This window comes from Sulfitobacter pontiacus, assembly GCF_040790665.1.
GTDB lineage: Bacteria > Pseudomonadota > Alphaproteobacteria > Rhodobacterales > Rhodobacteraceae > Sulfitobacter > Sulfitobacter pontiacus.
The window spans coordinates 182,717-208,825 of record NZ_CP160850.1; the positions used below are offsets into that span (position 1 = coordinate 182,717).

The 26,109-nt window shown below is 58.3% G+C and carries 25 protein-coding genes, 2 pseudogenes and 1 other annotated feature; of the genes and pseudogenes, 12 read left to right on the top strand and 15 right to left on the bottom strand.

Translation table 11 applies throughout. The annotated features are described in order from the left end of the window. Positions 1-10: 10 nt before the first annotated feature. A complete protein-coding gene (locus AB1495_RS15810; protein WP_039911262.1) occupies positions 11-400 on the bottom strand; it encodes a mercuric transporter MerT family protein in 390 nt (129 codons plus the stop codon). Between the two features lie 75 nt (positions 401-475). Here AB1495_RS15810 and AB1495_RS15815 point away from each other — a divergent pair, with 75 nt between their 5' ends. Then, a complete protein-coding gene (locus AB1495_RS15815) occupies positions 476-913 on the top strand; it encodes a helix-turn-helix domain-containing protein (RefSeq protein WP_074637455.1) in 438 nt (145 codons plus the stop codon). A gap of 201 nt (positions 914-1,114) precedes the next feature. Here AB1495_RS15815 and AB1495_RS15820 read toward each other — a convergent pair whose 3' ends face one another. After that, a complete protein-coding gene (locus tag AB1495_RS15820) occupies positions 1,115-1,747 on the bottom strand; it encodes a tyrosine-type recombinase/integrase (RefSeq protein WP_074637457.1) in 633 nt (210 codons plus the stop codon). A 433-nt stretch (positions 1,748-2,180) separates the two neighbouring features. On the opposite strand from AB1495_RS15820, the pseudogene AB1495_RS15825 reads away from it, so the two are divergent. Next, positions 2,181-2,713, top strand: a pseudogene (locus AB1495_RS15825) (glyoxalase superfamily protein). A gap of 242 nt (positions 2,714-2,955) precedes the next feature. Here AB1495_RS15825 and AB1495_RS15830 read toward each other — a convergent pair. Then, a complete protein-coding gene (locus AB1495_RS15830) occupies positions 2,956-3,360 on the bottom strand; it encodes a hypothetical protein (protein WP_139283845.1) in 405 nt (134 codons plus the stop codon). A gap of 438 nt (positions 3,361-3,798) precedes the next feature. On the opposite strand from AB1495_RS15830, the gene AB1495_RS15835 reads away from it, so the two are divergent. The 7 genes from AB1495_RS15835 to AB1495_RS15865 all read left to right on the top strand — a co-directional run bounded on the left by AB1495_RS15835 (position 3,799) and on the right by AB1495_RS15865 (position 10,534). Then, positions 3,799-4,686, top strand: a complete 888-nt coding sequence (locus tag AB1495_RS15835; protein WP_074637460.1) for a LysR family transcriptional regulator — start codon at positions 3,799-3,801, stop codon at positions 4,684-4,686. Between the two features lie 175 nt (positions 4,687-4,861). Continuing rightward, on the top strand, positions 4,862-5,530 hold the full coding sequence (locus AB1495_RS15840; RefSeq protein ID WP_074637461.1) for a DUF4286 family protein: 669 nt from the start codon (positions 4,862-4,864) through the stop codon (positions 5,528-5,530). A 69-nt stretch (positions 5,531-5,599) separates the two neighbouring features. After that, positions 5,600-6,559 carry a TRAP transporter substrate-binding protein gene (locus AB1495_RS15845; RefSeq protein WP_074637462.1) on the top strand — a complete coding sequence of 320 codons (960 nt, stop codon included), beginning with the start codon at positions 5,600-5,602 and terminating at the stop codon, positions 6,557-6,559. 135 nt (positions 6,560-6,694) lie between these two features. Beyond that, complete coding sequence (locus AB1495_RS15850; RefSeq protein WP_159431874.1) at positions 6,695-7,165, top strand: TRAP transporter small permease; 471 nt, start codon at positions 6,695-6,697, stop codon at positions 7,163-7,165. A gap of 2 nt (positions 7,166-7,167) precedes the next feature. After that, positions 7,168-8,466, top strand: a complete 1,299-nt coding sequence (locus tag AB1495_RS15855; RefSeq protein ID WP_074637466.1) for a TRAP transporter large permease — start codon at positions 7,168-7,170, stop codon at positions 8,464-8,466. Between the two features lie 11 nt (positions 8,467-8,477). Continuing rightward, positions 8,478-9,683: an amidase family protein gene (locus tag AB1495_RS15860; protein WP_074637468.1), complete on the top strand. Its 1,206-nt coding sequence runs from the start codon at positions 8,478-8,480 to the stop codon at positions 9,681-9,683. After that, entirely contained in the window at positions 9,680-10,534 is an 855-nt protein-coding gene (locus tag AB1495_RS15865) for a peptidylglycine monooxygenase (RefSeq protein WP_159431875.1), read from the top strand. The genes AB1495_RS15860 and AB1495_RS15865 overlap by 4 nt, the downstream gene beginning before the upstream one ends. A gap of 313 nt (positions 10,535-10,847) precedes the next feature. Here the strand turns inward: AB1495_RS15865 and AB1495_RS15870 are convergent, their stop codons facing one another. Both AB1495_RS15870 and AB1495_RS15875 read right to left on the bottom strand, forming a co-directional pair. After that, positions 10,848-12,818: a pyridoxamine 5'-phosphate oxidase family protein gene (locus AB1495_RS15870; protein WP_074637472.1), complete on the bottom strand. Its 1,971-nt coding sequence runs from the start codon at positions 12,816-12,818 to the stop codon at positions 10,848-10,850. A 171-nt stretch (positions 12,819-12,989) separates the two neighbouring features. Further along, positions 12,990-13,613, bottom strand: coding sequence for a glutathione S-transferase family protein (locus AB1495_RS15875; protein ID WP_064215666.1), 624 nt, complete (start codon positions 13,611-13,613; stop codon positions 12,990-12,992). Positions 13,614-13,721: 108 nt separating this feature from the next. Here AB1495_RS15875 and AB1495_RS15880 point away from each other — a divergent pair, with 108 nt between their 5' ends. Next, positions 13,722-14,627 carry a LysR family transcriptional regulator gene (locus AB1495_RS15880; protein ID WP_074637474.1) on the top strand — a complete coding sequence of 302 codons (906 nt, stop codon included), beginning with the start codon at positions 13,722-13,724 and terminating at the stop codon, positions 14,625-14,627. Between the two features lie 6 nt (positions 14,628-14,633). Here the strand turns inward: AB1495_RS15880 and AB1495_RS15885 are convergent, their stop codons facing one another. After that, positions 14,634-15,521: a LysR family transcriptional regulator gene (locus AB1495_RS15885; RefSeq protein ID WP_074637476.1), complete on the bottom strand. Its 888-nt coding sequence runs from the start codon at positions 15,519-15,521 to the stop codon at positions 14,634-14,636. 145 nt (positions 15,522-15,666) lie between these two features. On the opposite strand from AB1495_RS15885, the gene AB1495_RS15890 reads away from it, so the two are divergent. Together AB1495_RS15890 and AB1495_RS15895 are read left to right on the top strand one after the other, a co-directional pair. Then, a complete protein-coding gene (locus AB1495_RS15890; RefSeq protein ID WP_074637478.1) occupies positions 15,667-16,053 on the top strand; it encodes a DUF4440 domain-containing protein in 387 nt (128 codons plus the stop codon). A gap of 58 nt (positions 16,054-16,111) precedes the next feature. Then, positions 16,112-17,142 (top strand): annotated as a pseudogene (locus AB1495_RS15895) (IS3 family transposase). Then, positions 16,437-16,553 (top strand) — a sequence feature (AL1L pseudoknot). Its footprint overlaps the pseudogene before it by 117 nt. Positions 17,143-17,566: 424 nt before the next feature. Here AB1495_RS15895 and AB1495_RS15900 read toward each other — a convergent pair. The 9 genes from AB1495_RS15900 to AB1495_RS15940 form a co-directional block, all read right to left on the bottom strand. Continuing rightward, positions 17,567-17,914 carry a cupin domain-containing protein gene (locus AB1495_RS15900; protein ID WP_074637482.1) on the bottom strand — a complete coding sequence of 116 codons (348 nt, stop codon included), beginning with the start codon at positions 17,912-17,914 and terminating at the stop codon, positions 17,567-17,569. After that, complete coding sequence (locus tag AB1495_RS15905) at positions 17,907-18,572, bottom strand: cysteine hydrolase family protein (RefSeq protein ID WP_074637484.1); 666 nt, start codon at positions 18,570-18,572, stop codon at positions 17,907-17,909. The genes AB1495_RS15900 and AB1495_RS15905 overlap by 8 nt, the downstream gene beginning before the upstream one ends. Further along, on the bottom strand, positions 18,569-20,104 hold the full coding sequence (locus AB1495_RS15910; protein ID WP_074637485.1) for an ABC transporter ATP-binding protein: 1,536 nt from the start codon (positions 20,102-20,104) through the stop codon (positions 18,569-18,571). Before AB1495_RS15910 ends, AB1495_RS15905 begins: the two co-directional genes overlap by 4 nt. Next, entirely contained in the window at positions 20,101-20,781 is a 681-nt protein-coding gene (locus AB1495_RS15915) for a cysteine hydrolase family protein (RefSeq protein ID WP_208856548.1), read from the bottom strand. Before AB1495_RS15915 ends, AB1495_RS15910 begins: the two co-directional genes overlap by 4 nt. Continuing rightward, on the bottom strand, positions 20,778-21,788 hold the full coding sequence (locus AB1495_RS15920) for a formamidase (RefSeq protein WP_074637489.1): 1,011 nt from the start codon (positions 21,786-21,788) through the stop codon (positions 20,778-20,780). Before AB1495_RS15920 ends, AB1495_RS15915 begins: the two co-directional genes overlap by 4 nt. Positions 21,789-21,799: 11 nt before the next feature. After that, on the bottom strand, positions 21,800-22,726 hold the full coding sequence (locus AB1495_RS15925) for an ABC transporter permease (RefSeq protein ID WP_074637491.1): 927 nt from the start codon (positions 22,724-22,726) through the stop codon (positions 21,800-21,802). Beyond that, positions 22,726-23,832: an ABC transporter permease gene (locus AB1495_RS15930; protein WP_074637493.1), complete on the bottom strand. Its 1,107-nt coding sequence runs from the start codon at positions 23,830-23,832 to the stop codon at positions 22,726-22,728. Before AB1495_RS15930 ends, AB1495_RS15925 begins: the two co-directional genes overlap by 1 nt. Before the next feature lies 1 nt (position 23,833). After that, positions 23,834-24,955 carry a BMP family ABC transporter substrate-binding protein gene (locus AB1495_RS15935; RefSeq protein ID WP_074637495.1) on the bottom strand — a complete coding sequence of 374 codons (1,122 nt, stop codon included), beginning with the start codon at positions 24,953-24,955 and terminating at the stop codon, positions 23,834-23,836. Positions 24,956-25,113: 158 nt separating this feature from the next. Next, positions 25,114-26,016 (bottom strand): LysR family transcriptional regulator, encoded by a 903-nt coding sequence (locus tag AB1495_RS15940; RefSeq protein ID WP_074637497.1) that lies wholly within the window; start codon positions 26,014-26,016, stop codon positions 25,114-25,116. Positions 26,017-26,109: the final 93 nt, after the last annotated feature.

The window sequence follows — 26,109 nt, forward strand, 5'->3', positions numbered from 1 at the left end:
GACCTCATGGTCAGAATGTCAAAAGGAAGGGCGAGAGTGCCGGAAAGGCCAAGGCGAGAAGCACGACAAGCAAAGCGCCCCAGAGCAGCCCGCGCATCAGCCCGCGATCAATTGGGCGCGCACAGGTGCCGTCCGCGCAGGCGTCAGTAGGAACTGGGCGATAAGCTTTCCAGAACCCATAGGCGAGCGCCGCTGCCGCGAAGCTCAAAGTCACCCACTTGTAGGCATAAAGGGCGGTAAGCTGACCAATGAAGACCCCGGTCACACCCAGACTGACCAGAACAAGCGGTAGGATGCAGCAGGAGGTCATGGCGAGCGCGCCAATCACGCCAGCGCCGGTGGCGAGCCAACCGGATCGGTCTTCGTGCTGGTCTGTGGTCGCGGGGGTGTGATCTGTCATCTCTTTGCTCATTGTTGCCCTGTGATGACTTGCAAGATAGGGTCTGTAGCAACTACAGGATCAAGGAGAAAACGCATGGTTGATGATCACGGTGTTGTGAGAGACCTTAAACGCTCTGACCTTGCACGCCTGACCGGCTGCAACCTTGAGACTATCCGCTATTATGAAGGCGTCGGTCTGATGCCCGACCCACCGCGCAGCCCCGCTGGACACCGCCGCTATGGGCCGACGCATGTCGAGCGGCTTGGCTTTATCATCCGGGCGCGTGAACTGGGCTTTACGATGGAGGAAATCCGAGGACTGCTCAGCATGGTAGATCGCGGCAGCCATACTTGTGCAGAAGTTGAGAAGCGCGGGCGACATCATCTGGAGGTCGTGCGGACGAAGATAATGGATCTTCAGAACATCGAGGCCGTCTTGGCGGAAACGATTGCGAAGTGCAGCGGTTCGGACAGTCCAGAGTGTCCTCTCCTCACGGTGCTGTCAGATGGGACTGTGGGCGAAACAGATTGATCCGAACTGGACGGAACATGAAGGATTGTTGTGTACCGCGTTTGAAGGTGCGGCAAACACGCGAAGATTGCCCTTTGGTTTCCAAAGGATCAGAACGTTCGCCGACCGCAGTGGAATGTCGGCTTTCTGCATGCTGTTGCGCAGCAATACTCTAAGACCCGGACGGCAACAATGGGCCGTCTGTGGCGACGGCCCAGCGGTTTAGATTTCGATAGCTTCGGCGATCACCAGCGCATCTTCAAGCTCGACGCCGAGGTACCTGACAGTGCTGTCCATCTTGGTGTGACCCAACAGCAGCTGGACCGCCCGCAGGTTGCCTGCCTTCTTGTAAATCTGCGTGACCTTCGTTCGCCGCATCGAGTGCGTGCCATAGGCGCTTGCCTCCAGACCAATGGATGTCACCCAGTCACGCACAATGCGCGCGTACTGGCGGGTAGAGATGTGAAGCCGTTCGTGAAAACGCCCAGGCCAGAGGTGTTCGGATCCGACCATCAGCGGCTCCCGCATCCATCTTGCCAGCGATGCACGGGTGCCTTCGGAGATTTCGAAGCGCACAGATTTCTGGGTCTTGCTCTGAAGAACCGACGCGCGTTCTTTGATTTGGCCTGAGGCCATGACATCGACCACCTTCATTTTCACCAGATCGCAGCCGCGCAGCTTGCTGTCGATGGCAAGATTGAAGAGGGCCAGATCACGGTGGTTCTCGGCCAATTCCAGCCGCACCCTGATCGCCCAGACGTGTTTGGGCTTGAGCGGCCTTTTCTGGCCGACGATCCGGCCTTTGTTCCAGGCTGGGCGTAAGGCGCGGATGGCCGGTAAGTTTGATGTTTCCATGATGCATCCTCCGATCCACCACGCCCTCCCACATCGACAACCCGACGTTGACAAGACATCATACCATATGATGCTGCGCCGCATCCGAGGTCGGCTTTGAGCCCAGACTTACCTATGCTGCTTTGTGCACGAATGACCGCTTTCACGAGCATCCCAAAAACCTTCAACAACTGGCTGGGTTCTGAAAGGGGTTTTTGACAGCATAAATTGGAATGTTTTTGGGCCGTGTCAAAAACGAGCGTTTTTTGTGGGCACACAAAGCAGTTCTTGACCAACTTTACTGAATATGGCCTTCTTACCTCGGTTTGTGTTGCCAGCCGCTCGCACCCTGTTGGGTAAAGTGAAAATGCTCTAATGTTTAATTCAAACACTCCGTCCAGCACTTGGTCGGTAAAGCGAGCGCCGTAAACACTTTGCTGGCATGGAGATCATCATGAACAGTGTAGATCAGGCCAAATCTATGGCCCGCAAACTTCGGTCAGCCTTGGCCAAAGGCGACAAAGATATTTCCCACTCAGAGGCTTTGGAGCTCGTTGCAAGCACGTTGGGATATTCAGATTGGGACACAGCATCGGCCAAACTGGAAGGTGCTGTTTCTAACGCGATCAACTTCGGTAAAATCAGCCCTATCATCCGCATTTTGATGAGGCCAAAGCAAGAGAGTTCTACTGCGGGTTTCTTGGCTTCGAAGTCGCATTTGAGCATCGTCAAGAAAAGCAACTGCCGCTCTACATGGGCGTCGAGCGTGCCGGTGCGCTTTTACATCTTACAGAGCATCATGGCGACGCAAGCCCCGGATCGAACGTATTTTTGCCAACTCAAAAAGTTCGAATGTTTCATAAGGAGCTTTCGGATAAGCAGTATTCCTTCGGGCGTCCTGATTTGGAAGAATTGCCGTGGGGCCTGCAAATCCAAGTGCATGACCCATTTGGCAACAGAATTCGGTTTTGCGAACAAGTGTCCTGAGTAAAGAACTGGGGCAGGCCAGCTACCGTTGGTCTGCCACTCTAGCCGAGACGCTCCAGAAATGACCGCTTTTAGAACGCGAAAATCAAGGCCGACTGAACACCCATTCTCCGAAGTCCGTCATTGGCGCAGCCGCAGCGAAAGCTCGGTTTGTCCCGCGTTCCACACCTTTGCACCTGCGCTGCGGCGTCGGCACAACGTGGGAATGGACGGTCTGGGCCGTTAACGGCACCGATCACTTTTTACAAATCATGTTGATTGAGAATATCGCGCTTGCAGCGTTCAAAAGCCGTGTTGCGCTGCGCTTCCTCAGCTGCGTCCTTGGGCCTGGTCGGCGGCAGATAGTACTGAACGCAATTTGAATGGGTCTGATACTTAATGCGCTCAAGCGCACATGTCGTCACATCGTTGGAGGGCATCGGCATGGTGCTGGTTGAGCATTCCTCACGGTAATACGCCAATCTTTCCTCGGCGCTGGATTGCCAAAGGAACCAAGACGGTCCTCCGATGCGATCAGGGTCCGGCGTGCTGCTTCCCCCACAATAGCCTGTTGGGTTAAAGCATAAGAGGCGTTCGTTATTAGAGCAGGAAGCAACTGCGCCTCCCAATACGACGATGCCAGAAACTAACCATATGAACTTTTTCATAGATATCGACCTCTTATCCGATCGGTTGATCTATGCATGCCAAATCGTTCCTACCGAGGCAAGTTCGGCAAGCTCATCGCCCTATTGGACAAATTGACATCTTCTTCGACGCACCGTGCTGCACTGCAAATTTCCGGCTGCACGTCCTGAATGTCAATATCAAGACAGCCTTAATTGAGTTGGTTCATAACCGCCTGACATTTTCCGTTTTTACCGCATGCACACGGTTTTTGGGTGAAACGGTCGTCTGTATGACAACTCTCAAAGACAGCTAAGTCCCGCACACCGGACATCTACAAATGCTGTAGCGAAGGGCCCTCACCGCCCAATTGTTGCTCACCACCTGATTGGTCCAGCGTTCTTTGACGACAGGTGACTTCACCGTCAGGCTGAATTACCCTCTTCCTTCGCGACCGAAACAAGAAATAGAGGCTCTTAGTGAACACGCGCTTTTTAGAAACATTCGTCACGGTTGCAAATCTGGGAAGTTTCCGAGCGGCAGCCGAGCAATTGAACGTCAGCCAAGCAACGGTATCCAGTCGGATTTCATCGCTGGAGACGGACCTTCAGGTCGACCTGTTTGACCGTGAGTTTCACGCCACCCGGATCACCGTGGCCGGGGCCATGATTCTTGAAACAGCGCAAGAGATGCTCGCGACGGAGCGCAATCTGCGCGCCACCTTGTCCGATCCAACCACCGCCGTGGGGCGGGTGCGTCTGGGGCTGGTATCTTCGGTCGTTCATACTTGGCTTTGCGATCTGATCGAAGAGGTGGCGCGCTGCTATCCGCGGCTAGAGCTTGAACTGACGGTTGAGCCAACGCCGAACATCGCGGCCGCCTTTGAACGCGGTGCTTTGGATATGTTGCTGACGACAGATGACCGCCACGATCAAACCTGTGTTTGCGCCGACTTGCCGCCACTGGCCATGGGCTGGTTCGGGCCAGAGGGGATGCGCGACGAAAAACTCTCCCTCGCTGATGTTGTCACCAGCCCGCTGATCACCTTCACCCGCAATTCGCGCCCCCATGCCAATGTACTCGCGCTTTTCAGCGATCGCGGCCTGCGGCCTTCGATCGTGCATTGCATCACCTCGATGGCTGCGATTGCGCGGTTGACGCAGCGCGGACTTGGGATTGCGACCATGCCACTGGCCTGTGATTTGGCCGGGCCAGGTATTTACGAGCTTGATGTCGATGCGGAACTGCCGCCGCTGCCGCTGTATTGCATCTGGCGGCGCAGTTCCGATGTGGCCACTTACAAGGCAATCGCCGATCTTGCGCGGGTCTGTGCAGAGCGTCATCAGCGCCAACCTGACGCGGTCTGAAACGGGCCTGATCGGAAAACCCTATCACCCCCCCCTGAATAATCCCGTTTGTCGTTGGGCCCCATCTCGGCAAGGGTGCCCCAACAACAATCGACAGAGCTTGACCGCACCTCGACGGAGGCGGGCCGTGCCCCGCCACGTGACGGGAAAGCTATGTCCAAGATCAGGATGCAGAATGAGCAATATCCGTACAACCGATCAGGCACAGCTTTTCGTCTGGAGCGATATCGACCCAGATCATGAAGCAGATTTCAACCAGTGGTATGACAGAGAGCATATGGAGGAGCGCGTTCGTATTCCGGGCTTCACCGGTGCGCGGCGCTATCGTGCGGTATCCGGCTCGGCCCGGCGATACCTTGCGCTTTACCGCGCCAGCAGCCTTGCCGATTTCACCTCCGACGCCTACCGCAAAGCCTTTACCAAACAGACCCAGTGGTCGATCACCAACTTTGGTCGGATGTCCAACACCCGCCGTCGGGTGATGCATGTCGCGCAAGAGGGCGGCTTTGGCTGGGGCGGCGCACTGGTGCTGATTGAACTGGTGCCGAATGAAATGGATACCGACGCCGTCGCCGACGTGCTTGGCCAGTTGATGGCCGAGGAAGGCGTGTTGCGCGTGCATCATATGATCCCCGACGAGACCCTTTCGACCCCGTTGCCGTCCGAAACCATCGAAGGGCGCGTTCTGGCCCCTTGCATCGCGATAGATGTGACGTCAGAGCCTATCGCCGAAGCGACCCTGCGCCAATTGACCGAGCAATTGGGCGGCGCGGTGCGCGAGGCCGAAACCTTCCGCCTGATGTGGTCATTGGATGCGCAGGACCTGCCCGCATTAGAAGACTGAGTGAACCACACTGCCCTGCCACAACGGCAGGGCAAGAACAACAAACCACCCCAACAGGAGATACCTCACATGAAACACCTTCTCATCGGAACTGCGATCGCAGCCCTGACAGCCGGTCTGGCCCATGCCGAAACGTGGAAAATGTCAGCGGACGCACCAGACGGCAACTATCTGACCCAGAACATCCGCGCCTTTGCCGATGACGTGGCGCGCCTGTCGGATGGCGCGCTGGAAATCGACGTTGTGTCGAACTCGGTCCTGCTCAAGCGCCCCGAACTGAAGCGCGGCGTTCAGCGCGGCATCGTTCCCATCGGCGAGGTCCTGATCTCGGCCCTTGGCAACGAAGACGCCGTTTACTCTGCCGATGCCGTGCCGCTTTTGGCGACGACATTTGACGAGGCCCGCGCGCTTTGGGAAGCCTCCCGCCCCATCTACGAAGAAAAACTGGCCGACGATGGATTGGTTCTGCTGTTCGCTGCCCCTTGGCCACCGCAAGGCGTCTACATGAACCAAGAGGTGACCGACGGCTCCTCTTTCGACGGGGTGAAATTCCGCGCCTATAACCCATCGACCGCGCGCCTGGCCGAGCTTTTGGGTGCCGTTCCCGCCACCATCGCCACCTCCGAGATCAGCCAAGCCTTCTCGACTGGGGTCATCAACGGTATGATCACCTCGCCGTCGACCGGTGTCGACAGCCAAGCTTGGGATTTCGTGTCGCATTACTATGACGTTCAGGCCTTCCTGCCCAAGAACATGGTGATCGTGAACAAAGGGGCCTACGACGGTCTGTCTGACGAGGTGAAAACCGCGCTGCAAGAAGCGGCTGAACTGGCGGAAACCCGTGGCTTTGAGATGGCCGAAGTGGCCACTACCGAAGCGACAAATACAATGGCTGACAATGGCATGAACGTGCTGCCGACCCCCGAAGGACTGGCTGCCGACTTCGAGACGATTGCCGCGACCATGCGTGCAGAATGGCTGGAACAGGCAGGTGAAGACGGTCAAAAGATCGTCGATGCGTTGAACTGATCCAAGCAGGCTCGGGCTGTCAAACGCCCGGGCCTTTATGCAAACAGCTAGGGGTGTCCCTACCCCGCCCGCCCCACCAATCCGGAGCCCCCCGCCATGTTGCTAACCCGCCATTTATTCAACTTTTGCGGAGTCTTGGCCGCGCTGTCCCTTCTTGGGATCGCGGTCCTGATCCTGTCGCAAATCGGCCTTCGCCTGATGGGAAGTCAAATCCCGTCGGCGGATGATTTCGCGGCATGGGGGCTGAGCGCGTCGATTTTCCTTGCGCTGCCGGCGACCCTGATACGGGGCGATCATATCCGCGTCACCTCGCTACGCCAGCTGATGCCGGATCGTCTGGGACATATCGCTGACATTCTGGCCGCTGCCTTTGCCACCGCGATGATGGGCTGGGTCGCTTGGGCGATCTTTGGCTATGTCCACGAAAGCTGGACCTACAACGAAGTCAGCCAAGGTGTGGTGGCCGTTCCGCTTTGGTGGCCTCAATCTGCGATGGTTTTGGGGTCGGTGCTCTTTGCGCTGGCCTTTGCCGAGCGCACGCTGCGCCTCATCCTCGGCCTGCCGGTCGAGAGCGACGATACAAACGAACAAGGTCGGGGCGAATAATCATGGATATTTTTCTGCAATCCGCCGTTCTGGTCGTGTCCCTGCTCATACTTTTGGGCTTGGGCATCTGGGTTGGCGTGGCACTGATGGCGTCTGGCGTCGTGATCTTCATGATGTTCACCTCGACGCCGGTCGATGCGATCCTCGGCACCACTATGTGGGCGCATTCCGCCAGCTGGACGCTAACGGCACTGCCGCTGTTCATCTGGATGGGCGAAATTCTCTACCGCACCCGTCTGGCCGAAGACCTGTTTTCCGGCCTCGCCCCTTGGGTCGGGCGGCTGCCCGGTGGGTTGGCGCATGTCAACGTTGCGGGCTGCGGGATCTTTGCCGCTGTGTCGGGATCATCGGCTGCCACCACCGCCACCGTTGGCCGCATTTCCCTGCCCGAGCTGAAATCGCGCGGCTATGCCGACCGTCTCGCCATCGGCTCTTTGGCTGGATCGGGCACACTTGGCCTGTTGATCCCGCCGTCGATCGTGATGATCGTCTATGGCGTCGCGGCCCAAGTGTCCGTGAACCGTCTGTTCATTGCGGGCGTGGTGCCGGGGCTGATGCTCATGGCGCTGTTCTCGGGCTATATCGCCATCTGGTCAAAAATGAACCCCGATGGCGTGCCCGCCCCCGAACCCCGCCTACCGATCGCTGAGCGCCTGCACCGCCTGCGCATGTTGCTGCCGGTGGTCGGTTTGATCATCGGGGTCATCGGGTCGATCTATGCCGGGGTCGCCACCGCGACCGAAGCCGCCGCCATCGGTGTGGCCGGGGCGCTCATCATCGCGGCCTTTGGCCGCTCGCTGAACCGCGACAGTTTTATCGCCTCGCTTTTGGGGGCCACCCGCACCTCTGCCATGATCGGCCTGATCCTGCTGGGCGCGGCCTTTCTCACTTCGGCCATGAGCTTCTCCGGCTTGCCCGGGCAACTCGCCGAAATCATCTCTGACAGTGGGTTGGGCGCACCGGGGTTGATTGCTGTGCTGACGGTGTTCTTCGTGTTGCTTGGCTGTTTCCTAGACGGAATCTCCATCGTGGTGCTCACGACCTCGGTTGTGATGCCCGCCGTGGCTGCCGTTGGGATCGATCCGGTATGGTTCGGGATCTATCTGATCATCGTCGTCGAAATGGCGCAGATCACGCCGCCGCTGGGGTTCAACCTGTTCGTGATCCAGAACCTGACAGGCAAGTCGATCTTCGAGATCACTCGTATGATCGTCCCCTATTTCTTGATCCTTGTGCTGGCCGTAATCCTGCTGACGGCTTTCCCCGGCATCGCCACATGGCTTGTAGAGCAAACGATTTAAAGGCTGATTTGATGACACAGACCCCTCAATCTCTCCTCGACGCGGCCCGCGCGCGCGCTTTGGCGCCCGATTTCACCCGCACCTTCGATGATCCGGTCGAAGGCGAAGGGCCGCTATCAGGGCTGAACGTAGCAGTCAAAGACCTGTTCGACGTGCGGGGCCAAGTCACCCGTGCGGGATCGCTGGTCCGTAAAGACGCGTCACCCGCCATCAAGGACGCTGTGGCGGTCGCGCGGCTGCGCGGTGCAGGTGCGGGGTTCGTTGGTCACGCAAATATGACGGAATTCGCCTATTCCGGTCTTGGCCTGAACCCACATTTCGGCACCCCCCTCACCCCGTTGAAAGAAGGCTGTATCGCGGGTGGATCGACCTCGGGCGGTGCCTCTGCCGTGGCGCGAGGTGTGGCTGACATCGCGCTTGGGACAGACACCGGCGGCTCCGCACGTATTCCGGCGGCCTTTTGCGGGTTATTCGGGTTCAAAGCGACAGCCCAATCGATCTCTCGCGAGGGGGCGGTGCCGCTGTCGCATTCGCTGGATAGTGTCGGTGTGCTAACCCGAGACGTTGGCCTGCTGCGGCCGGTCTTGAACGTGCTACGAGACCGACCGCTTCCCGCATCCTCTGCACCGCGCGCAGTCATCGTGCCGGAGAACTTCGGCATGGACGGGTTGGATACCGAAGTCGTCGACGCCTTTGAAGCCGCGCTCGAAGTGCTTCGGGCATCTGGCGTCAGCGTACGACGACAGACCCTCGATTTTTTCGAGGACTACCGCGCCCTACCCGTTTGGCAATTCTCGGCAGTCGAATCCCGCGCCCACCACGGGGCCTATTTTGACCAGACACGTACCGAGCTTGATCCGCGCGTCGCCTCGCGTATGGCCCGGGCGGACGGCGTCACCGGCATCGAATTCGCCCGCACGATAGCCGCGCGGGAAGCACTGATCGCGCGGGCAGACCGGCTCTTTGGCGACACGCCCGTGGCCTTGCCAAGCGTAGCCATCATGCCGCCGAAGCTGGATGATCTGAACGACGACGCGACCTATGACCGGATCAACCTGCTGGCGCTGCGCAATACCAGCCTTGCGAATGTGATCGACGGCTGTTCGGTCAGCATACCCATCACCGGCCACCCTGGCACGGGCCTGATGCTGACTGCTCCGGCGGGCCGGGATGCGATGCTCATCACCATGGCCGAAACATTGCAGGGCGCATGGTGAGCGCATTGACGAAACGCCCTTGCGCCTATGTGGCTTTGGGCACGCAACGCTACCGCGTGCGCCATGTCAGCGATCCAATGCTGTCGGGCCTTTCCGATGTCGCGGTCTTGGGCGACAGGATCGTTGTTCTCAGGCGGCAAGCGCCCGAGCTGGTCATACTCGGGCCAAACGGTGCAATGAGTGGCGAAGGCACCGATCTGCCGCAGTTCGTATGCGGTCACGGGCTGCGCGCCACCTCTGCGAACCAATTGGCCGCCACGGACATGGATGGCCACAAGATCGTGCTACTCGATGAAACGATGCACGAGATCACGCGGATGGACTGCGCGGAGCGGCCGGGCTTGGGGCGCCCCTTCAACCATCCCTGCGATTGCACCCAAGGTCCGGACGGTCGCTATTATGTCGCTGACGGATACGGGAGCAGCGCTGTTCACATCTTTGACCCGGAACTGCGCCACCTCAAGACCTTTGGACACCCCGGTGCTGAACCGGGCGCGTTCTCGACCCCGCACAGCCTGTTGTTCGACGGCCAAGGCAGGCTCTGTGTCGCGGACCGTGAAAACAACCGCGTTCAGCTTTTTGATGGGGATGGCACTTGGCTGGGTCAGATTGAGGGATTGTACAAGCCGATGGCGCTAGCGCTAACGCCAGATGGCCTATTGCTGGTCAGTGATCAGACCCCGCGTCTGTCCGCTTATACTCCGAATGGTGACTTGGTCGGTCGCTGTCGCACCTTTTCAACCTTTGGTCACGGATTGGCTGTTCAGCGCGATGGGACCATCATCATCGCAGAAATGAACCCAGACCGTGTCACCTTGCTGATCCCGGTGCCCGAAGGGGATACATTCTGAGGTCCCACTGGAATGCAACGACAGTTGACTAAATTATCTAAGATTTCGCGGTGAGCTGCGCACGGTGTCGCCCGCCCCTTTCGGCCCGTTGCGGAGTTTGGTGATTTGCGCGGCGAAAGGCCAGGCTGAGCCCAACCTGTGAATTTGGTTTTCTCGCTGGGCGCGCATGCAGCATGGGAAATGCTGCGTCGGTGTAAAATCTAGTGCTGCCGCGCGGTGGATAGACCAGCCATGCGTAGATAGCGCCGCAAAAATTTGGTTCAAAGTTCAGTGACTGCGGGCAAAATCGTCGTTGGCTTTATGAATTTTGTACTCAGAAGATGAAGGACTCGCGATGACGTCGCCCGTCTTCGACGTTTAGTGTGCTGAGGGTTGCTTCGCTCCACCTCATTAACGCATCGGGTCCGCACATATAGACCTCTCGCTTGTCGAGTGCGGAGATGGATTGGATATCTTCAACCCGCGCGCGACGTTCTTTGATCTGCAGCGCATCCTCAGAAAATGCCAGACACAGATCCTCCCGTGCAGATTTTGCGACCAATGTATCATCGCCAATGCTTTGAAACGCCACAATGCGCAGTTTCACATTGGCTGGGCCAGGACCAATTTGCCGGACAAAATGCTTCAGAACTTTGATGTCATCACCATGACCAGAAAACAGGAGGACGATGTCGGTCGTTGTTTGCGGGTGAGCGTTCGCCAGTTGGAGGATACCGTCCCACATCGCCATAAATGGTGTAATGCCGACACCGCCCGCGATCCAGAGCATCTTGGATGAAACACTTGGAGGAGCATTCTGAGTACCCGGCATAAAGCATGTAAAGCCTGCACCAGAACCTTTGAACTCAACCGGCAGCCTTTGTTCGATAAGTTTGTAAGCGTTGGCGTGAAGAACATTGGACATCAAGCCGCCCGGTTTCCTTTTGACGGTGACGCTCACCTGATTGGTGGCAGCAAACTCGTTGCTGCCAGGGTCGAAAACGGGCGTATTCGAAATCGTCCAAGTTCGCACGTAGTCTTCGTTGACCAGCTGCGGATTGGCTTCGTTCATATGGCTGTATCCCGAGCCCAAAAGGTTTGAGAAGTCGAAGACACCGAACCCGCCGGGCAATGGCGTACTGACAGGCTGTGACAGTTCGAAATTGAAAGTCTTGATGCTCTCAGAAAGCGTTTCTGTCGATGCGAGTGTGGCTGTGATGGGGGTTTCGGTTTCGTGAGCAACCAGTACATGCCCCATTTCTTGCATTTCCCGACGCAGGAGCTTGACCGGCGGGTTATACGGCGAGAACTGCTCTTGAGATGTTAACTTGAGGTTTAGACCGTCTTTAACAAAGACGGCACCTGTCACTTTGATACGCGTGAGCAGGCTCACGCGTGGAATAAGTGCTTCTGCATCGTCATCAAGCAAGTTTTCGGCATCCCCCGTAATGTAAAGGACACTGCCTGTCGTGAAATCTGGAAAAACGAGTCCGACTTGTGGATCCGTCTCGATATTTCCCAAAGACTGATAGAAGCGATTGCCAGAATGGTCGGGCAAAACCAGATACGTCGTGATGTCATCACCATTGGCGTCTTCGTAGATGCGGGTAAAACCCGGTGCGCCGCCGCGGTGATTGACGCCCATGTCGGTCTTGATGCCAGAACTGGCCTCATCTGCAATGTGCTTTGTCGCCAAAAACACCGTGCTGGCTTGGTCCACAACGGCTTTGGCGGCATCCGGCAAAGCGGCGGTGTGGGTTTCAAAGCTGTCATACACGAGGCCTGCACTGCGTTTTTCATACGCCAACTCACGCACGGTAATATATTTGGGACAGTTTCCCAGATGTTGATCGGACGCCAAGTGCAGGCTAATTTTTCCGCTCTCTTCAACCGATGCCGCACTAATTTGTCCGGCGATTTTGTTGCGCCGGCGATTGCTGAAATCGACCCCTACGCCGGCAAAGAGTTTCTGTGCATGGCCAGCGATTGGATTCTGTATCAATGCCCGCGCGAAGGGATCGTATGGGTTGCTTTCGGCAACAACCTCCATTGTGTTTTGATCGGAAATTTTGATGTCTACCGACGGGTCACTCTCCGATCGTGTAACCAGAAGGCTCACCCAAGGCCGCCCGTCGTGATCCAGTGTCGCGAGCGGCAAATAAGGCAGTTCAGCAAAGAAATCCGCGTGCTGCTGTGGCATGTCAGGGGCGATGTACTGGGGAATGGAGGAGATCATTTCCTTGGGCGTATTGCGCCGCTCCTGAAGCCGCAGCTCGCCTTTGTGCGATTTATGAATCTGGGCCATTTCGTGTTCCAATCGTTCGTCTGAAAAGCGGTCGTGTTGCGGTGTTTGCGCTGACGCCTTTCTTTAGGACTGAAAGGCGTCAGCGGTTACTGGTGTTACGGCGTCAGCGCTATAGCCCCAGATCGCTTAAACCCGGATGGCGCGGGGCTTCGGATGTCATGGCCGCCCCCCTTATTCAGCCGCAAGGCCAACAGCGGTTGCTGGCATGGCCTGAAACCCGGGCAGGGCTTCGAAACGGGCGAGCCATGCGCGGACATTCGGGTAGGGGTCAAGCGAGACGTTCCCCTCGGGCGCATGGGCGGTATAGGAATAATTCGCCACATCGGCGATTGTCGGGCGATCGCCAACCAACCAATCGCGACCTTCCAGCCCATGTTCCAGTTTTTGCATTGCCTTGGTCGCTGTTGCATCGGCGAAATCTACGTCCAAGGGCGCGCCGAAAACGGTGATCAGACGTGCGGCACAGGACCCGAAGGCAACTTCGCCTGCCGCAAGTGTCAGCCAGCGTTGAACATTGGCCTCATCGATCGGAGTGCTTGGCATCCAGTCCGGCGCATATGTCCGTGCGAGGTAGACGAGGATTGCGTTGGAATCCGATACGGTTACATCGCCATCTTGCAAGACGGGGACCTGCCCGTTCGGGTTCATGGCCAGAAACTCAGGCGACTTATGCGCACCATTTGCCAGATCTACGGGAACTTCCTCATGTGCGATCCCTGCGAGTTTCGCAAACACCAAGGCTCGGTGGGCGTGACCTGATTTTGCGAAATGGTGAATGCGAACGGCGTTTGACATCGGTGTCTCCAGTCATTTTTCAAGATATGTGCAAGCCCTACCAGTTGCGCATTCCGGTGATAATTGTCTAAATTGGCGTATATTTAAGCCCTGATAGGGCGCAATGAGATGGATAAAATCGACCGGATGCGGGCCTTTGCGCTTGTCGCCAAGAACGCCTCTTTCACGATTGCCGCGCAGCGTATGGGGCGATCTGCGCGATTGGTCAGCAAATATGTTGCTGATCTGGAAAACGCGCTTGGGGTGCAGTTGCTTAATCGCACGACGCGGAGTGTCTCTTTGACGGACGCTGGTGCGACATATCTTGCGCTATGTGAGCCGCTTCTTGATGGCTTTGACGAGTTGGAGGAGAGGGTCAGACACGATCAGACCTCGCTCAGGGGGGCGATACATATTTCGGCCCCCACTGGGTTCGGAGCTTTGCGGCTGACGCCGTCGCTGGCAAGGTTCGGGGCGAAACACCCCAATGTGGACCTTAATTTGCAATTCTCTGACCGCCGCGTGTCGATCATTGAGGAGGGCTTTGACCTCGCCATCAGGATTGGCCCGATGCGCGACAGCTCGCTCAAGGTACGGCAACTGGGCCCGATGCCGTTGGTCGTATGTGCGTCGCCCGCCTATCTGGAGCGCACCGGAACGCCGGACCATCCGCGGGCGCTGGCCACGCATGAGTGTATTCTTGACGGGAACATGACCGAGCCGACCATCTGGAGGTTTGATATCAATGGCCAGGAAGAGGCTGTTCCGGTCCGCGGGCGTTTTCGCATGAACGCGCCCGCAGCTGCAGCCCGGCTTGCCGCAACAGGCGCTGCAATTGCCCGTTGCCCCGCCTACACGGTAGCGGATGCCTTCACATCCGGTGATCTGGTGGAGCTTTTCGCCGAGCATCGGGTTTCGCCCTATGCCGTTGCTGCGCTCTTCCCCCAGAATAGGCGCCTTACCACGCGGGTGCGGGCGCTTATTGACCATCTCGCGGATGATCCGGAGCTTTGTTCAGATAGCGCCAAGACCTGACTTGCGCTACGCCTTTGCCATATCGACGAAAGCTCTGAGCCGGCGCGTCATGTTCCGCTTGCTGCGGTAATTCAAGGAATAGCGCGGAAGCTGTCCCACATGGCCGCTGAGAACTTCGGTCAGGCCACCTTTTTCCAGATGAGGCAGGGCTATTTCCCTGTACAGATACGCAAGACCAAGCCCTTGCTGTGCATAGGTCAGAAGCGACCGCATATCGTTCGCCACCATGCGCGGTTTCGGCTGCATCGTGTACATGCCCTCCGGCCCGTCGAACCCCCACGGGGCCAGATGAGCGCCCGAGCCAAAGGCATAGCAGATTGCATCGTGCTTCAGGATATCGCGCGGATGCGCAGGTGTCCCCTTTCCCGCAAGGTACTCGGCCGAACCGACGATGGTCATTTCCAGCTCTGGTCCAACAGAGACAGCATATGTATCTGGTCCAAGCAACGTGTTTGAACGGATCGCGGCGTCGATGCCTGACGTCAGAAGATCGACCTTTTTGTCATCATAGATGACTTCAACATCGACCGTCGGAAATGCAGTCGCGAAACGTGCGACCAGATCATCCAGAAAGAAGGGGCCAGCGCTGTAGGGGGCCGAAAGCCTCAAGGTGCCTGCGACCTCGTCCTTCTGCGCGTGGATGTCATCCAGCGCATCTTCCAGATCCACAATGGCGGGCAGGCTCTTATCATAGAGCTGTTCGCCTGCGCGTGTCAGCACGACGGAGCGTGATGACCGTTCAAACAGACGTACACCCAGACGGTCCTCGAACCGTTGGATGGCCTCGCTCACCGAGGCGGGGGCTTGCTGAAGATGCTCGGCCGCTGCACGGAAGCCGCCGCGGCGCGCGACTTCGACAAAAACACGAATGTCACCAAAGCTGCTACGGGTCATTGTTCTCTTTTCCGATCACTGTGTCAAGTTAAAGTGGGGTTATCCTTACGATACCAGCCACCTACATTTTCAGCAACATGGAAATGAAAACGCAAAGATCAGGTCGATGACCGGGCCTTCAATCAACAGACCAAGGAGCAAGACAATGACAGTACTTGAAGAAATCCAAGCCGCCATCGCTGAGTGGAACACTGGCCTCGACAATGGTGACATCGAACGGATGGTGGCCTCGTGCCATCCCGAGGTGATGACGGTGAACGAACGCCAGCCTGTCACAACAGGCACGCAGGCGATCCGCGCAAAGTACAACCCGCGTATCGCCGCCGCAGAAATCACCTCTGGTTATGATATCGAAGACCTACAGGAATACGGCGACACTGTCATCGTATCGGGCCGTTTCTACGGCACGATGAAGATGCACGACACAGGCGAGGTCAAGACGCCCGAGGGCCGCTTGGTGCTTGGCTATAAGCGCGACAAAACCGGCGCCTGGAAGATGTTCCTCGACATGGACAACAACGGCCCGGCGTAGGCCGTTACTGAACCGCCCCGGGTTTACCGGAGAGTAAAACTCTCAAAGGATGAGCCCTATGACCAAGCAGAGATTCACCCCCGCCTATCCTGCCGAGCTTCGCGAACGCGGTGTTCGGCTTTTCCGAGAGAACCGTGCTGATTATGCCAGCGACACGGCAGCCTATAAGGCGATTGCGCCGCAGCTTGGCTGTTCACCGGACAGCTTGCGCGTCTGGTGTCAGCAGGCCGAACGCGATGCCGGGCAACGGGCCGGGCTGACAAGTGCCCAGAAAGATCGGAGTGAGCCATTGGAACGCCATTGGTCCGAGAGACAATGGCGAACGAACTTGAGCGTGAGGTCCGTGAACTGTGCCAGGCCAACGAGATCCTGAAGAAGGCCAGCGCATATTTCGCGGCGGCGGAGCTCGACCGCCCGTTCCGCAAATGATCGCGTTCATCGACAATCATCGTGGCGTCTTTGGTGTCGGGCTGATCTGCCGGGTCTTGGGGGTCGCACCATCGACATATTACGCCTTCAAGGCCGTGGAGCGTGATCCGGACCTGGCATCGGACCGGGCTAGGCAGGATCAGCTGGACATGGCCGCCATCAAGCAGGCATTCGGTAGCATCCGGGGCCGGTATGGCGCGCGCAAGGTCTGGCATCAACTGCGCCGCAGCGGACATGACATCGCCCGCTGCACGGTGGAGCGGCTGATGAAGATCATGACATTACAAGGTGTTGTCCGTGGCAAGAAGGTGATCACGACCAACCCCGATACAGCCCAACCCTGCCCGGCTGACAAGGTGAACCGGGCCTTCGTCGCCGATATGCCGAACCGGCTCTGGGGTCGTTCATTGTGGTGCCATTGGTCCGAGCCCAATGGACGACGATTTCACCTATGTCTCAAGCTGGCAGGGTATGGTCTATGTCGCCTTCGTGATCGACGTCTTCGCCCGCAAGATCGTCGGCCAGGTCGAGTGGGAAACACTGAAGTGGGTCGACTGGTATAACAACACTCGACTGCACAGCGCCATCGGCTACGTCACGCCGCAAGAAGCAGAGGAAGTATTCTACGAAACCTTGAACGCTGCCGAAAAAGCAGCTTAATCATTGAACCAGAAACTCTCCGGTAAACCCGGGGCGGTTCACCACTGGCCGCTCTCTTGGCGGCGGCGCGCGTGGCCTTGGGGCTGACGTTACTCTTCGTCCGGCCTGATCCGAGCGCGCCGCCCCATACCGACGATCGCGCTCTGCGCGGGGGGGCTGATAGTTGTATTCTCAGGCCTCTGGTTTTGACAGATTTATTGTAGTTGCTGCTGGCCTAGAAGATACACGTTAAACTGGGCGTACATCTGTCCGAACGAATGGGATCACGATCAAGCCCGGAGACATTTGTGGCTAATCCCTCGGCTTTGCAACGACACGGCTTACGGCCAAATTTAAATCCAAGACACGTATGAAAATTGACCTTACAATTTTGCAAAAGCAGCAGTTCCGCGATCAGCAAGGCGATCCGGATAAGGTTTGTCGCTCAGTCGACAAACGTCACCGGGCGTTCCCACTGGATCAGGACGGTACATCCATCCACTGACCAGACCTCATGTTCGCTTCCTTTCGGATTCAGCACGACATCCCCGGCGCGATACCGCCCATGGTCATCGCTTTGGCTGCCGGACAGGACGATGATCACCTCCAACCCTTGATGGCGATGACGGGGAACAGAGGCACCGGGGGCGTAGCGCAGCAAGGCGACGTCCGGACCACCGCGGCCAAGGTGGCAAATCTCGACGCCTTCGCGGAAGGGCTCGAACGTCATGTTTTGCCAACCGTCGGGCACGAGCCCCCGAAACACGTTTGGTGATGGCAGACCCTCAGCCATTGATCGCTCCTAGAATTGTATCCGTATCGGTTGCCCAGCCGACGATACCCCCTTGGGCGACGATCATCTCTATCGCGGCAGCTTTGAAGCTTGGGAAATAGCTTTCGGTGGCATCGGTAGCCAAGAGGCATTCAAACCCGCGATCATTGGCCTCGCGCATCGTGGTTTGTACGCAAACCTCGGTCGTGACACCTGCGCAGACAAGCTGGGTGATCCCCCGTGCGGCAAGCTGATCGCCGAGGTCTGTGGCGTAGAAGGCACCTTTGCCGGGTTTGTCGATGACGGGTTCATCGGGCAGCGGGGTCAGCGCGGGGATGATCTCGCAACCGGGCGCGCCTGCGATCAACACACGGCCCATGGGCCCCGCGTCCCCGATGCGCAGCGCAGGCGCACCGCGCAGACGTTTGGCAGGCGGGCAATCGGACAGATCGGGGCGGTGTGCTTCGCGGGTGTGGAAGATCGGCAAGCCAGCGGTGCGAAAGCCTGCAAGCAGCCGCGCAACCGTGGGCACGATTGCCTGCAGCGGGCGGACATCGTTGCCGAGGCTTGCACCAAAGCCACCCGGTTCGACAAAATCGCGCTGCATGTCGATAATGACCAGCGCAACCCGATCACGGGCAAGCGGAAAATCGAAAGGTCGGGCGGGGATCTGTGTCATGCGGCATGCCCTGCCATATGCTGCCCGATCTCTGTCAGATCTGCCGCGGCGGCGGTGGTTTCAAAGGCAATGCGCCCTTCTGACATGACCAATATGCGGTCAGAAAGCTCCATGATCTCGTCAAGGTCCTCGCTGATCAGCAGCACTGCCGTGCCGTTATTGCGGGCTTCGATGATGCGGTCGCGAATGGCGGAGACCGCGCCAAAATCCAGCCCGAAACAGGGATTTGATATGATCAGCGCATTCACCTCGCCGGTCAGCTCGCGCCCCAGAACAGCTCTCTGTACGTTCCCGCCCGACAGCGAAGCGATACGGGCATCGGGCGAGGTTGTCTTGACGTTGAACTCGGCAATCAGCCGATCGGCATTGCGCGCCATATCTTTGCGATTGCACCAGAAGGCAGGCCGGCCGTTGCGCCCGACATCGAACATCTTGAATGCAAGGTTATCGGCGACGCTCATCTTGGGGGCGCAGGCATTGCGCAGGGGTTCTTCGGGCAGGTAGCGGATTTTATGCTGCCGCGCCTCTGCCCGTGTGGCGGTATAGCGGGTGCCGTTTGCCCGTATCTCTCCGGCTTGAAGACGACGCTGACCTGTCAGGATTTCCATCAGCTCCATCTGGCCGTTACCCGAGATGCCAGCGATTCCCAGAACCTCGCCGGAATGCAGGGTAACGTTGTCGATCTGGATGCTGTTCAACCCGCTGCGGTCTTGTGCCCGAATGCCGTTGAGATGCAGCACAGGCTTGCGTGCCGTATCAACGCGAACACGCGGATTGTGTACAGGCGCTTTGCCCATCATGGCGGCGCTCATGTCTTCCACGCTCATCTCGGAAACTGCGCCACCGGCGACGTATTTACCGTGGCGCAAGATCGTGACGTGATCGGCAAATGCCGTCACCTCGCGGAACTTGTGCGAGATCATGAGGACAGTCAGCGCGCCCGCGTCCGTCATAGCGCGGATATGGCCAAGAACCTCATCTGCCTCGGCAGGGGTCAGCACGGATGTCGGCTCGTCTAGGATCAGAAATCGATTGCCAAGGTAGAGCTGTTTGATGATCTCGAGCTTTTGCTTTTCGCCTGCAGCAAGCTGGCTCACCGGTCGGTCGAGCGGCACGTGGAATGGCATCGTCGCCATGAAGGACCGAAGCGACTGATGTTCTTGCGCCCAGTCGATAACGCTTGGGGTGTCGGTGCGGCTGATCACGAGGTTTTCTGCACCGGTCAGCGCGGGCACGAGGGTAAAGTGCTGATAGACCATTCCCAGCCCCAGCGATTGCGCGACCTTCGGATCGGTCATAAAGGCCTGCGCCCCGTCCACGATCATCTCGCCCCGTGTCGCGCGGTTAAACCCCATGAGGCATTTCACCAACGTCGATTTCCCAGCACCGTTTTCGCCCAACAACACATGGAAGCTGCCCGCCGGTATTTTGAGAGAGACATCGTCGAGCGCTGTGAAGTCGCCAAAGCGCATGGTCATGCCGATGGCTTCGACGCTGATGGCATCGCCAGACGTACGCGCATGCACTGTCATGACGGCAGCCCCGCAATCAGATCCGCGCTGGTCGTCACGGCCCCAAAGACGCCGCCCTGCATTGTGACCATCTTAATGGCCGCGGCATGGTTTGCGGGGTCGGTTGCGCCGCAGCAATCCTCGACGACCACACATTCGAACCCGCGATCATTCGCCTCTCTCATGGTGGTGGAAACGCAGACATCGGTTGTGATACCGGTGAGGATCAGATTGTCGATCTGCCTTGTGCGCAGGATCAGCTCCAGATCAGTGGCATAGAAGCTGCCCTTGCCGGGTTTGTCGATGATTGTCTCTCCCTCCAGCGGGGCGAGCTCCGGAATGATGTCCCACCCCGCCTCGCCACGGATCAGGATCTTGCCGCAGGGGCCGCTGTCGCCGATCCCGGCACCAATCTGCTGACTGCGCCAGCGCTTGTTCGCGGGCAGATCCGCCATGTCGAGGCGATGCCCTTCGCGGGTGTGGATGATGTGGTAGCCTTTGGCCCGCATGTCCGCCAGTAGCGCCTTGATTGGCGCGATAGGTGCTTGGGTCAGCGACAGATCATAGCCCATGTGATCGACATACCCGCCGACCCCGCAGAAATCGGTCTGCATATCGACAATGACCAGCGCCGTATTCTCGGGGCGCAGATCGCCGTTGTAGGGCCAGGCGTAGGGGTGGCTTTGAACGGTCGTCACGTCAGTGGCTCCTGCTCGTTGAATCTACGGTTGGGCAGCGGGAAGCCACAGCTTGTGCCGTCAGTGACCTTGACCTCATCCTCCCATGGCAGGCGATAGGCCCCTTTCGCGAGATCGGTCATATAGGTATAGGGGCAATCCTGCGCGCCCCCCTTCACGGCAACATATCCGCGATGCCCGAACTGATAGGGGTTGTTTTCCACGCCCCAGCCAATGCGCGCCTCGCGGACGATATCCGGGCGGACCTCGGCGGTAATGATCTCGTCCACGCGCCCAGTTTTGCCATGCGCGATGACGGTGCCTTCGTGGTCGATGATCATTGCCTCGCCCATGCTGTCGAACGTCCCGTCAGAGCCGCACATACACACGTTCGCGGTGATCATCAGGTTGCAGAAGCTGTTGGATTGATTGGTAAACCGCCACGCCTCGCGCATCGGGGCGGTATAGCCCGCAGTGCGGATCATGATTTCGGCCCCTTTATACGCCGCTTCACGGGACATTTCGGGGAACATCCCGTCGTGGCAGATGATCAGACCGATCTTGGCCCCTTTGGGGCCGGTGCAGACCGGAATGCCGCCATTGCCCGGCTCCCACGGTTCTACCGGCACCCAAGGATGCATCTTGCGATAGTACAGCTGCACCTCGCCCTGCGGGTCGATGATCAGGCCCGTATTATAAGGGTAGCCGCCGGGGTTCAGCTCCATAATCGAAAAGCAGCCCCAGATGTCATTGTCGACGCAGGCCTGCTTGAGCGCTGCGACCTCGGGCCCACCCATCGTACACATGATCTCGGGGTCAGTGTTCATCGACAGTCCGTGCAACATGTATTCAGGGAATACCACGAGATCCATCGTCGCCATATTGCGGCGCGCCTTGCCCACCAGATCGACCACGCGGGCGGTTTGTGCTGTCAGCTCGGCTTTGGTCGCGACAGTCGGCAATTGCAACTGAACCATGCCAATCACAACACCTTGGTCAGATTTGTTCAGTCCACCTAAACCATTCATAAACTCTATCCTTATTTCGTCAGTGTCAGCGCAAGCGGTGCGCCTTGTACCGCGCGATCCGGCGCGCTGGTGAGGATCAAAAGGCCCAGTGTCAGGGCGTAGGGTGCGGCACCAAAAAGGTAGTAGCCTTCGGTGATGCCCACCGATTGCAAGGCCGGGCCAAGTGCGCCCGCCCCGCCAAAGAGCAATGCCGCCCAAAAGCAGTTGATCGGGTTCCAACGGGCAAAGATCACCAGCGCAATGGCCATCAGGCCTTGGCCCGAGGAAATGCCCTCCGTCCAGCTGCCGGGATAGTAAAGCGACAGATAGGCACCGCCGACGCCCGCCATTGCCCCACCGGCGCCGGTTGCCAGCAGCCGGATGCGATCGGGGCTTAGCCCCATAGCACGCGCCGCATCGGTACTGTCCCCGACCACGCGCAAGCGCAGCCCCATGCGGGTGGTACGCAGCATCCATGCAATGGCAAGCGCCAGCAGCCCGCCGACGATAAACAACACATTCACCTCGAGTGTCGCCCGAAGCTGCGGAATATCCGACCACCAGCCCAAGCTGATCGCAGGCAGATCAGGTGCCTGCGGCTGGATGTAAGGTTTGCCAAAAAAGAAGGCGAGCCCCATGCCAAGCAGCATCATGGCGATGCCCACAGCAATGTCGTTCACCCCTTTGAACTTGCAGATCCAACCGTGCAACAACCCAAAGCATGCCCCCGCCGCAGCCGCCGCCAAAACGCCGATAAACGCACTGTTGGCCTCGTAAGCGACGGCGTAGCCGCTCATCGCGCCGAAGACCAATGTCCCTTCCAGCCCAAGGTTGAACCGACCAGAACGTTCGGTCAGCAGCTCGCCCAGAGAGACAAATATAAACGGGGTCGACACACGGATGGCACCGCCCAGAATGGCGATGAGAACGCCCCAAAGGCCGACATCTACCTGTTCCATCAGCGTTTCTCCCAATATGCAGCGGTAAAGATTGGCACCCGCCCGTACAGCGCCTCGCTCAGCAAGATCACCAGGAACACGATGCCTTCAAAGACAAGGATCGTCGCATCGGGCAGCTCCATCCGGCGCTGGATCAACCCGCTAGAGGCTTCGAACCCGCCGAACAGAACCGCAACCGGCAGGATCGCCAAAGGGTTATGCCGAGCGAGAAAGGCGATCAGGATGCCGGTATAGCCATAGCCCGCGATCAGCGACGCATTGGCGGAACCGTGCACCGCCGCCACTTCGAAATAGCCCGCCAGCCCTGCAAAGGCACCGCCAAGTGCGGTAAAACCGATCACCAGACGCCCTACGGGTAGCCCTTGCACCTGCGCGGCACGCACATTGTCGCCCGCAATACGCGCGGCAAACCCCAGCGTTGTGCGTTCGATCAAGACCCATGCAAAGAGGCAGGCGAGCACGCCCGCAAGAATGCCCCAATGCGACGGCAAAAACGGCATATCCCCGACGCGCAAACTCTCTGTCAGTGGCACGGTGGAGGGTTTGTTGAGCGATGCCGGATCACGGAACGGCCCCTCGACAAAATGGTTCAACAGCGCAATCGCAATATAGGCCATCAGCAGGGATGCGATGGTTTCGTTCACGCCCCGTTTGATACGCAACGCGCCCACGGCACCGATCCAGACACCGCCGACGATCATCGCGGCAATCGCCATTGTGACCATGCCAAAAGCGGCGGGCATCCCGGCAACGGCGGTGCCTGCAACGGCAGCGGCAAGACCGCCCAAGACGATCGCACCTTCGCCGCCAATAACAACAAGCCCCAGTCGTGCGGGAAGTGCGACGCACAATGCCGCCAGCACCAGAGGTGCCACGCGCGACAGCGTGTTCTGCCACGAGAAAGCAGACGAGAATCCCGCCTTCCAGACCAGTTGGTAAAACGTGACCGGGGATTTCCCGACCATCAGCAAAAAGACACTAAATAACGCGAAACCGGCCAGCAAAGCACAGATCGGGATCACCACAGCCTCGGCCCTCGGCGCGATCCCGATAAAGGACCGCGCCGCAGTGGCCGCGGGCTTTTCAGCTTGAGCAACCAAAGTCATCTTAGCTTGTGGACCCGATCACGCCTTCGACAAGGTAGTCCATGCTCTCGATCGCGACATCGGTTTCGACAAAGGATTCCCCTTCGGCGGCGATCACATTGCCTTTGTTGTCCTTCAGCGGCCCTTTGATCGCGGCAAAGCCGCCTGCCTCGATCTCTGCTTTCGTGGCTTCAAACTGTGCACGCGCCGCATCGCTGACCGCGGGGCCGAGGGGGCTCATCTTGATGAAGCCGTCAGCCAGCCCGCCGCGCACGAAGTTCGGGATCGGCTCCCCTGCCAAGGTCTTGGCCACCATGTCGGTATAAACACTGGCCCAGTTCCATTCCGCCCCTGTCAGGTATTTGTCCCCTGCAATCGGTGTCTGGTCAGCGTGGTAACCGCAAACAAAAATGTCGCGCGAAACAGCGGTTTCACAAATCACCTTCGGCCCGTCGACGTGGCAGGTGACTACATCGCACCCTTGGTCTGCCAAGGCATTGGTCGCTTCGGCTTCTTTTACGGCAAGCGACCATTCACCGGTAAAGATCACCTGACAGACGATCGTGGGATCAACCGAACGCGCACCCAATAGGAAGGAGTTGATATTGTTGAGCACCTGAGGGATCGGCTTGGCCGCGACGAAACCGATCTTTTTGGTCTTGGTCGCATGACCTGCGGCAACGCCGTTCAGATACTGCCCCATGCCGATATAGCCAAAGTAGGAACCGGCGTTCGACGGGTCATTTTCGGACCACAGGCCGCCGCAATGTTGAAAGCGCACGTCAGGGTGTTTCGGCGCTGTCTCAAGCACATGGGGTTTGTAATAACCGAAGGACGTGGGGAAGATCAGCTTGGCCCTGTCAAAATTGATCATCGATTCCATGGAATTCTGCACGTCCTGACTTTCGGGGACGTTCTCTTCTTCCAGCACGACCACGCCAGACATCGCCTTGACCGCCGCTGCCCCTTCGGCATGCGCCTGGTTATAGCCGAAATCATCTTTCGGACCGACGTAGATGAACCCCACGGTCAAAGGGTCAGCCGCCATCGCGGGGCGGGCCAGACCACCGACTGCGGCAGTGCCCAGCAAAGCGGCGGAAGTACCAAGGAAACCACGGCGGTTCAGGAACGGTGCATGTGTCATTCAAATCTCCAATGATGATGCGCCGCCCTGGGAGGAGAGAGCGCATATGATGTGATTCAATGACTACAAAATCTCAGCGGTGATTACGTCTGCTCATTATTCCACAAAGCGGTGCAAAAAATGCATCACTCGGTTTGTGGTCGCCCCAGGGTCGCCTGCTAGACGTCGGAAAACTGTTCCAATGCGGTGGAAAGTACCAAGCCGAAACGGGCGGACGCCACGGGCAAGGTCCGACCGCGCAACTGACACAGTACCAGACTACCCGCCGCGACGTCACGTAACGACAGCGGGCGCGAGGTCAGTTCTGCGCAGTGCTCCATATCCAGGCCGATGGGGATCTGGAATGCGATGGCATCCTCATGCAGCACATAGTGGCGCATGAACTCGAAACTGTCGGATGTGGCAATGGGGCGTAGCGGGCGCGACCCCCGCGCCGCGGCATCATCCAGCATAGCCCGCACCCCATACCGGCGAGACGGGATGACATGCGGCTGATCCAGACAGTCGCGCAATCGTACCTCGGGCTTAGACGCCAAGGGGTGATCCCGTTTCATGATGGCATGGATGACCTGAGGGATACGCATCAGCACATCAAGGTCTACCATATGGACAGGCTCGAATACCAAGGCCAGATCGCTTCTGAACTCGGCCAGATCGCGCTCTGCGTCTTCGCGATCACGCACTTGCACAGAAAAAGACACCCCGGGATGGTCACGCCGGTATGCTGCGGTGTGCGCAGGCATAAAATACGGGATCAGCGCCTGAGAGCAGGCCACCGTCACATGGCCCCGTCGTTCGCCGGACAGATCAGCCACTTGGCTTCTCACCCGCCGCAAGTCGGACTCCTGCATCAGGAAATGCTGCATCAGCAACTCACCGGCCGGGTTCAAGCGCACACCACGCGGCAGGCGTTCAAAAATTTCGACGCCAAACTCTTCTTCGAACCGCTGGATGCGACGGTTCAGGGCAGAGGCCGTGATGTTCATATCGTCCGCCGCTTTCCGGATTGAGCCCGCGCGCGACACTGCCTCGATGAAGCGGAAAGTTTGCAGATGTTTCATAGAAAAGACCTTCCAACCCATGATGATGCATTTTTTGCACCGCTTTTGTGAATTCTTAGCATTTGAATTCCGCAGCGCAACAGAGGACGACTG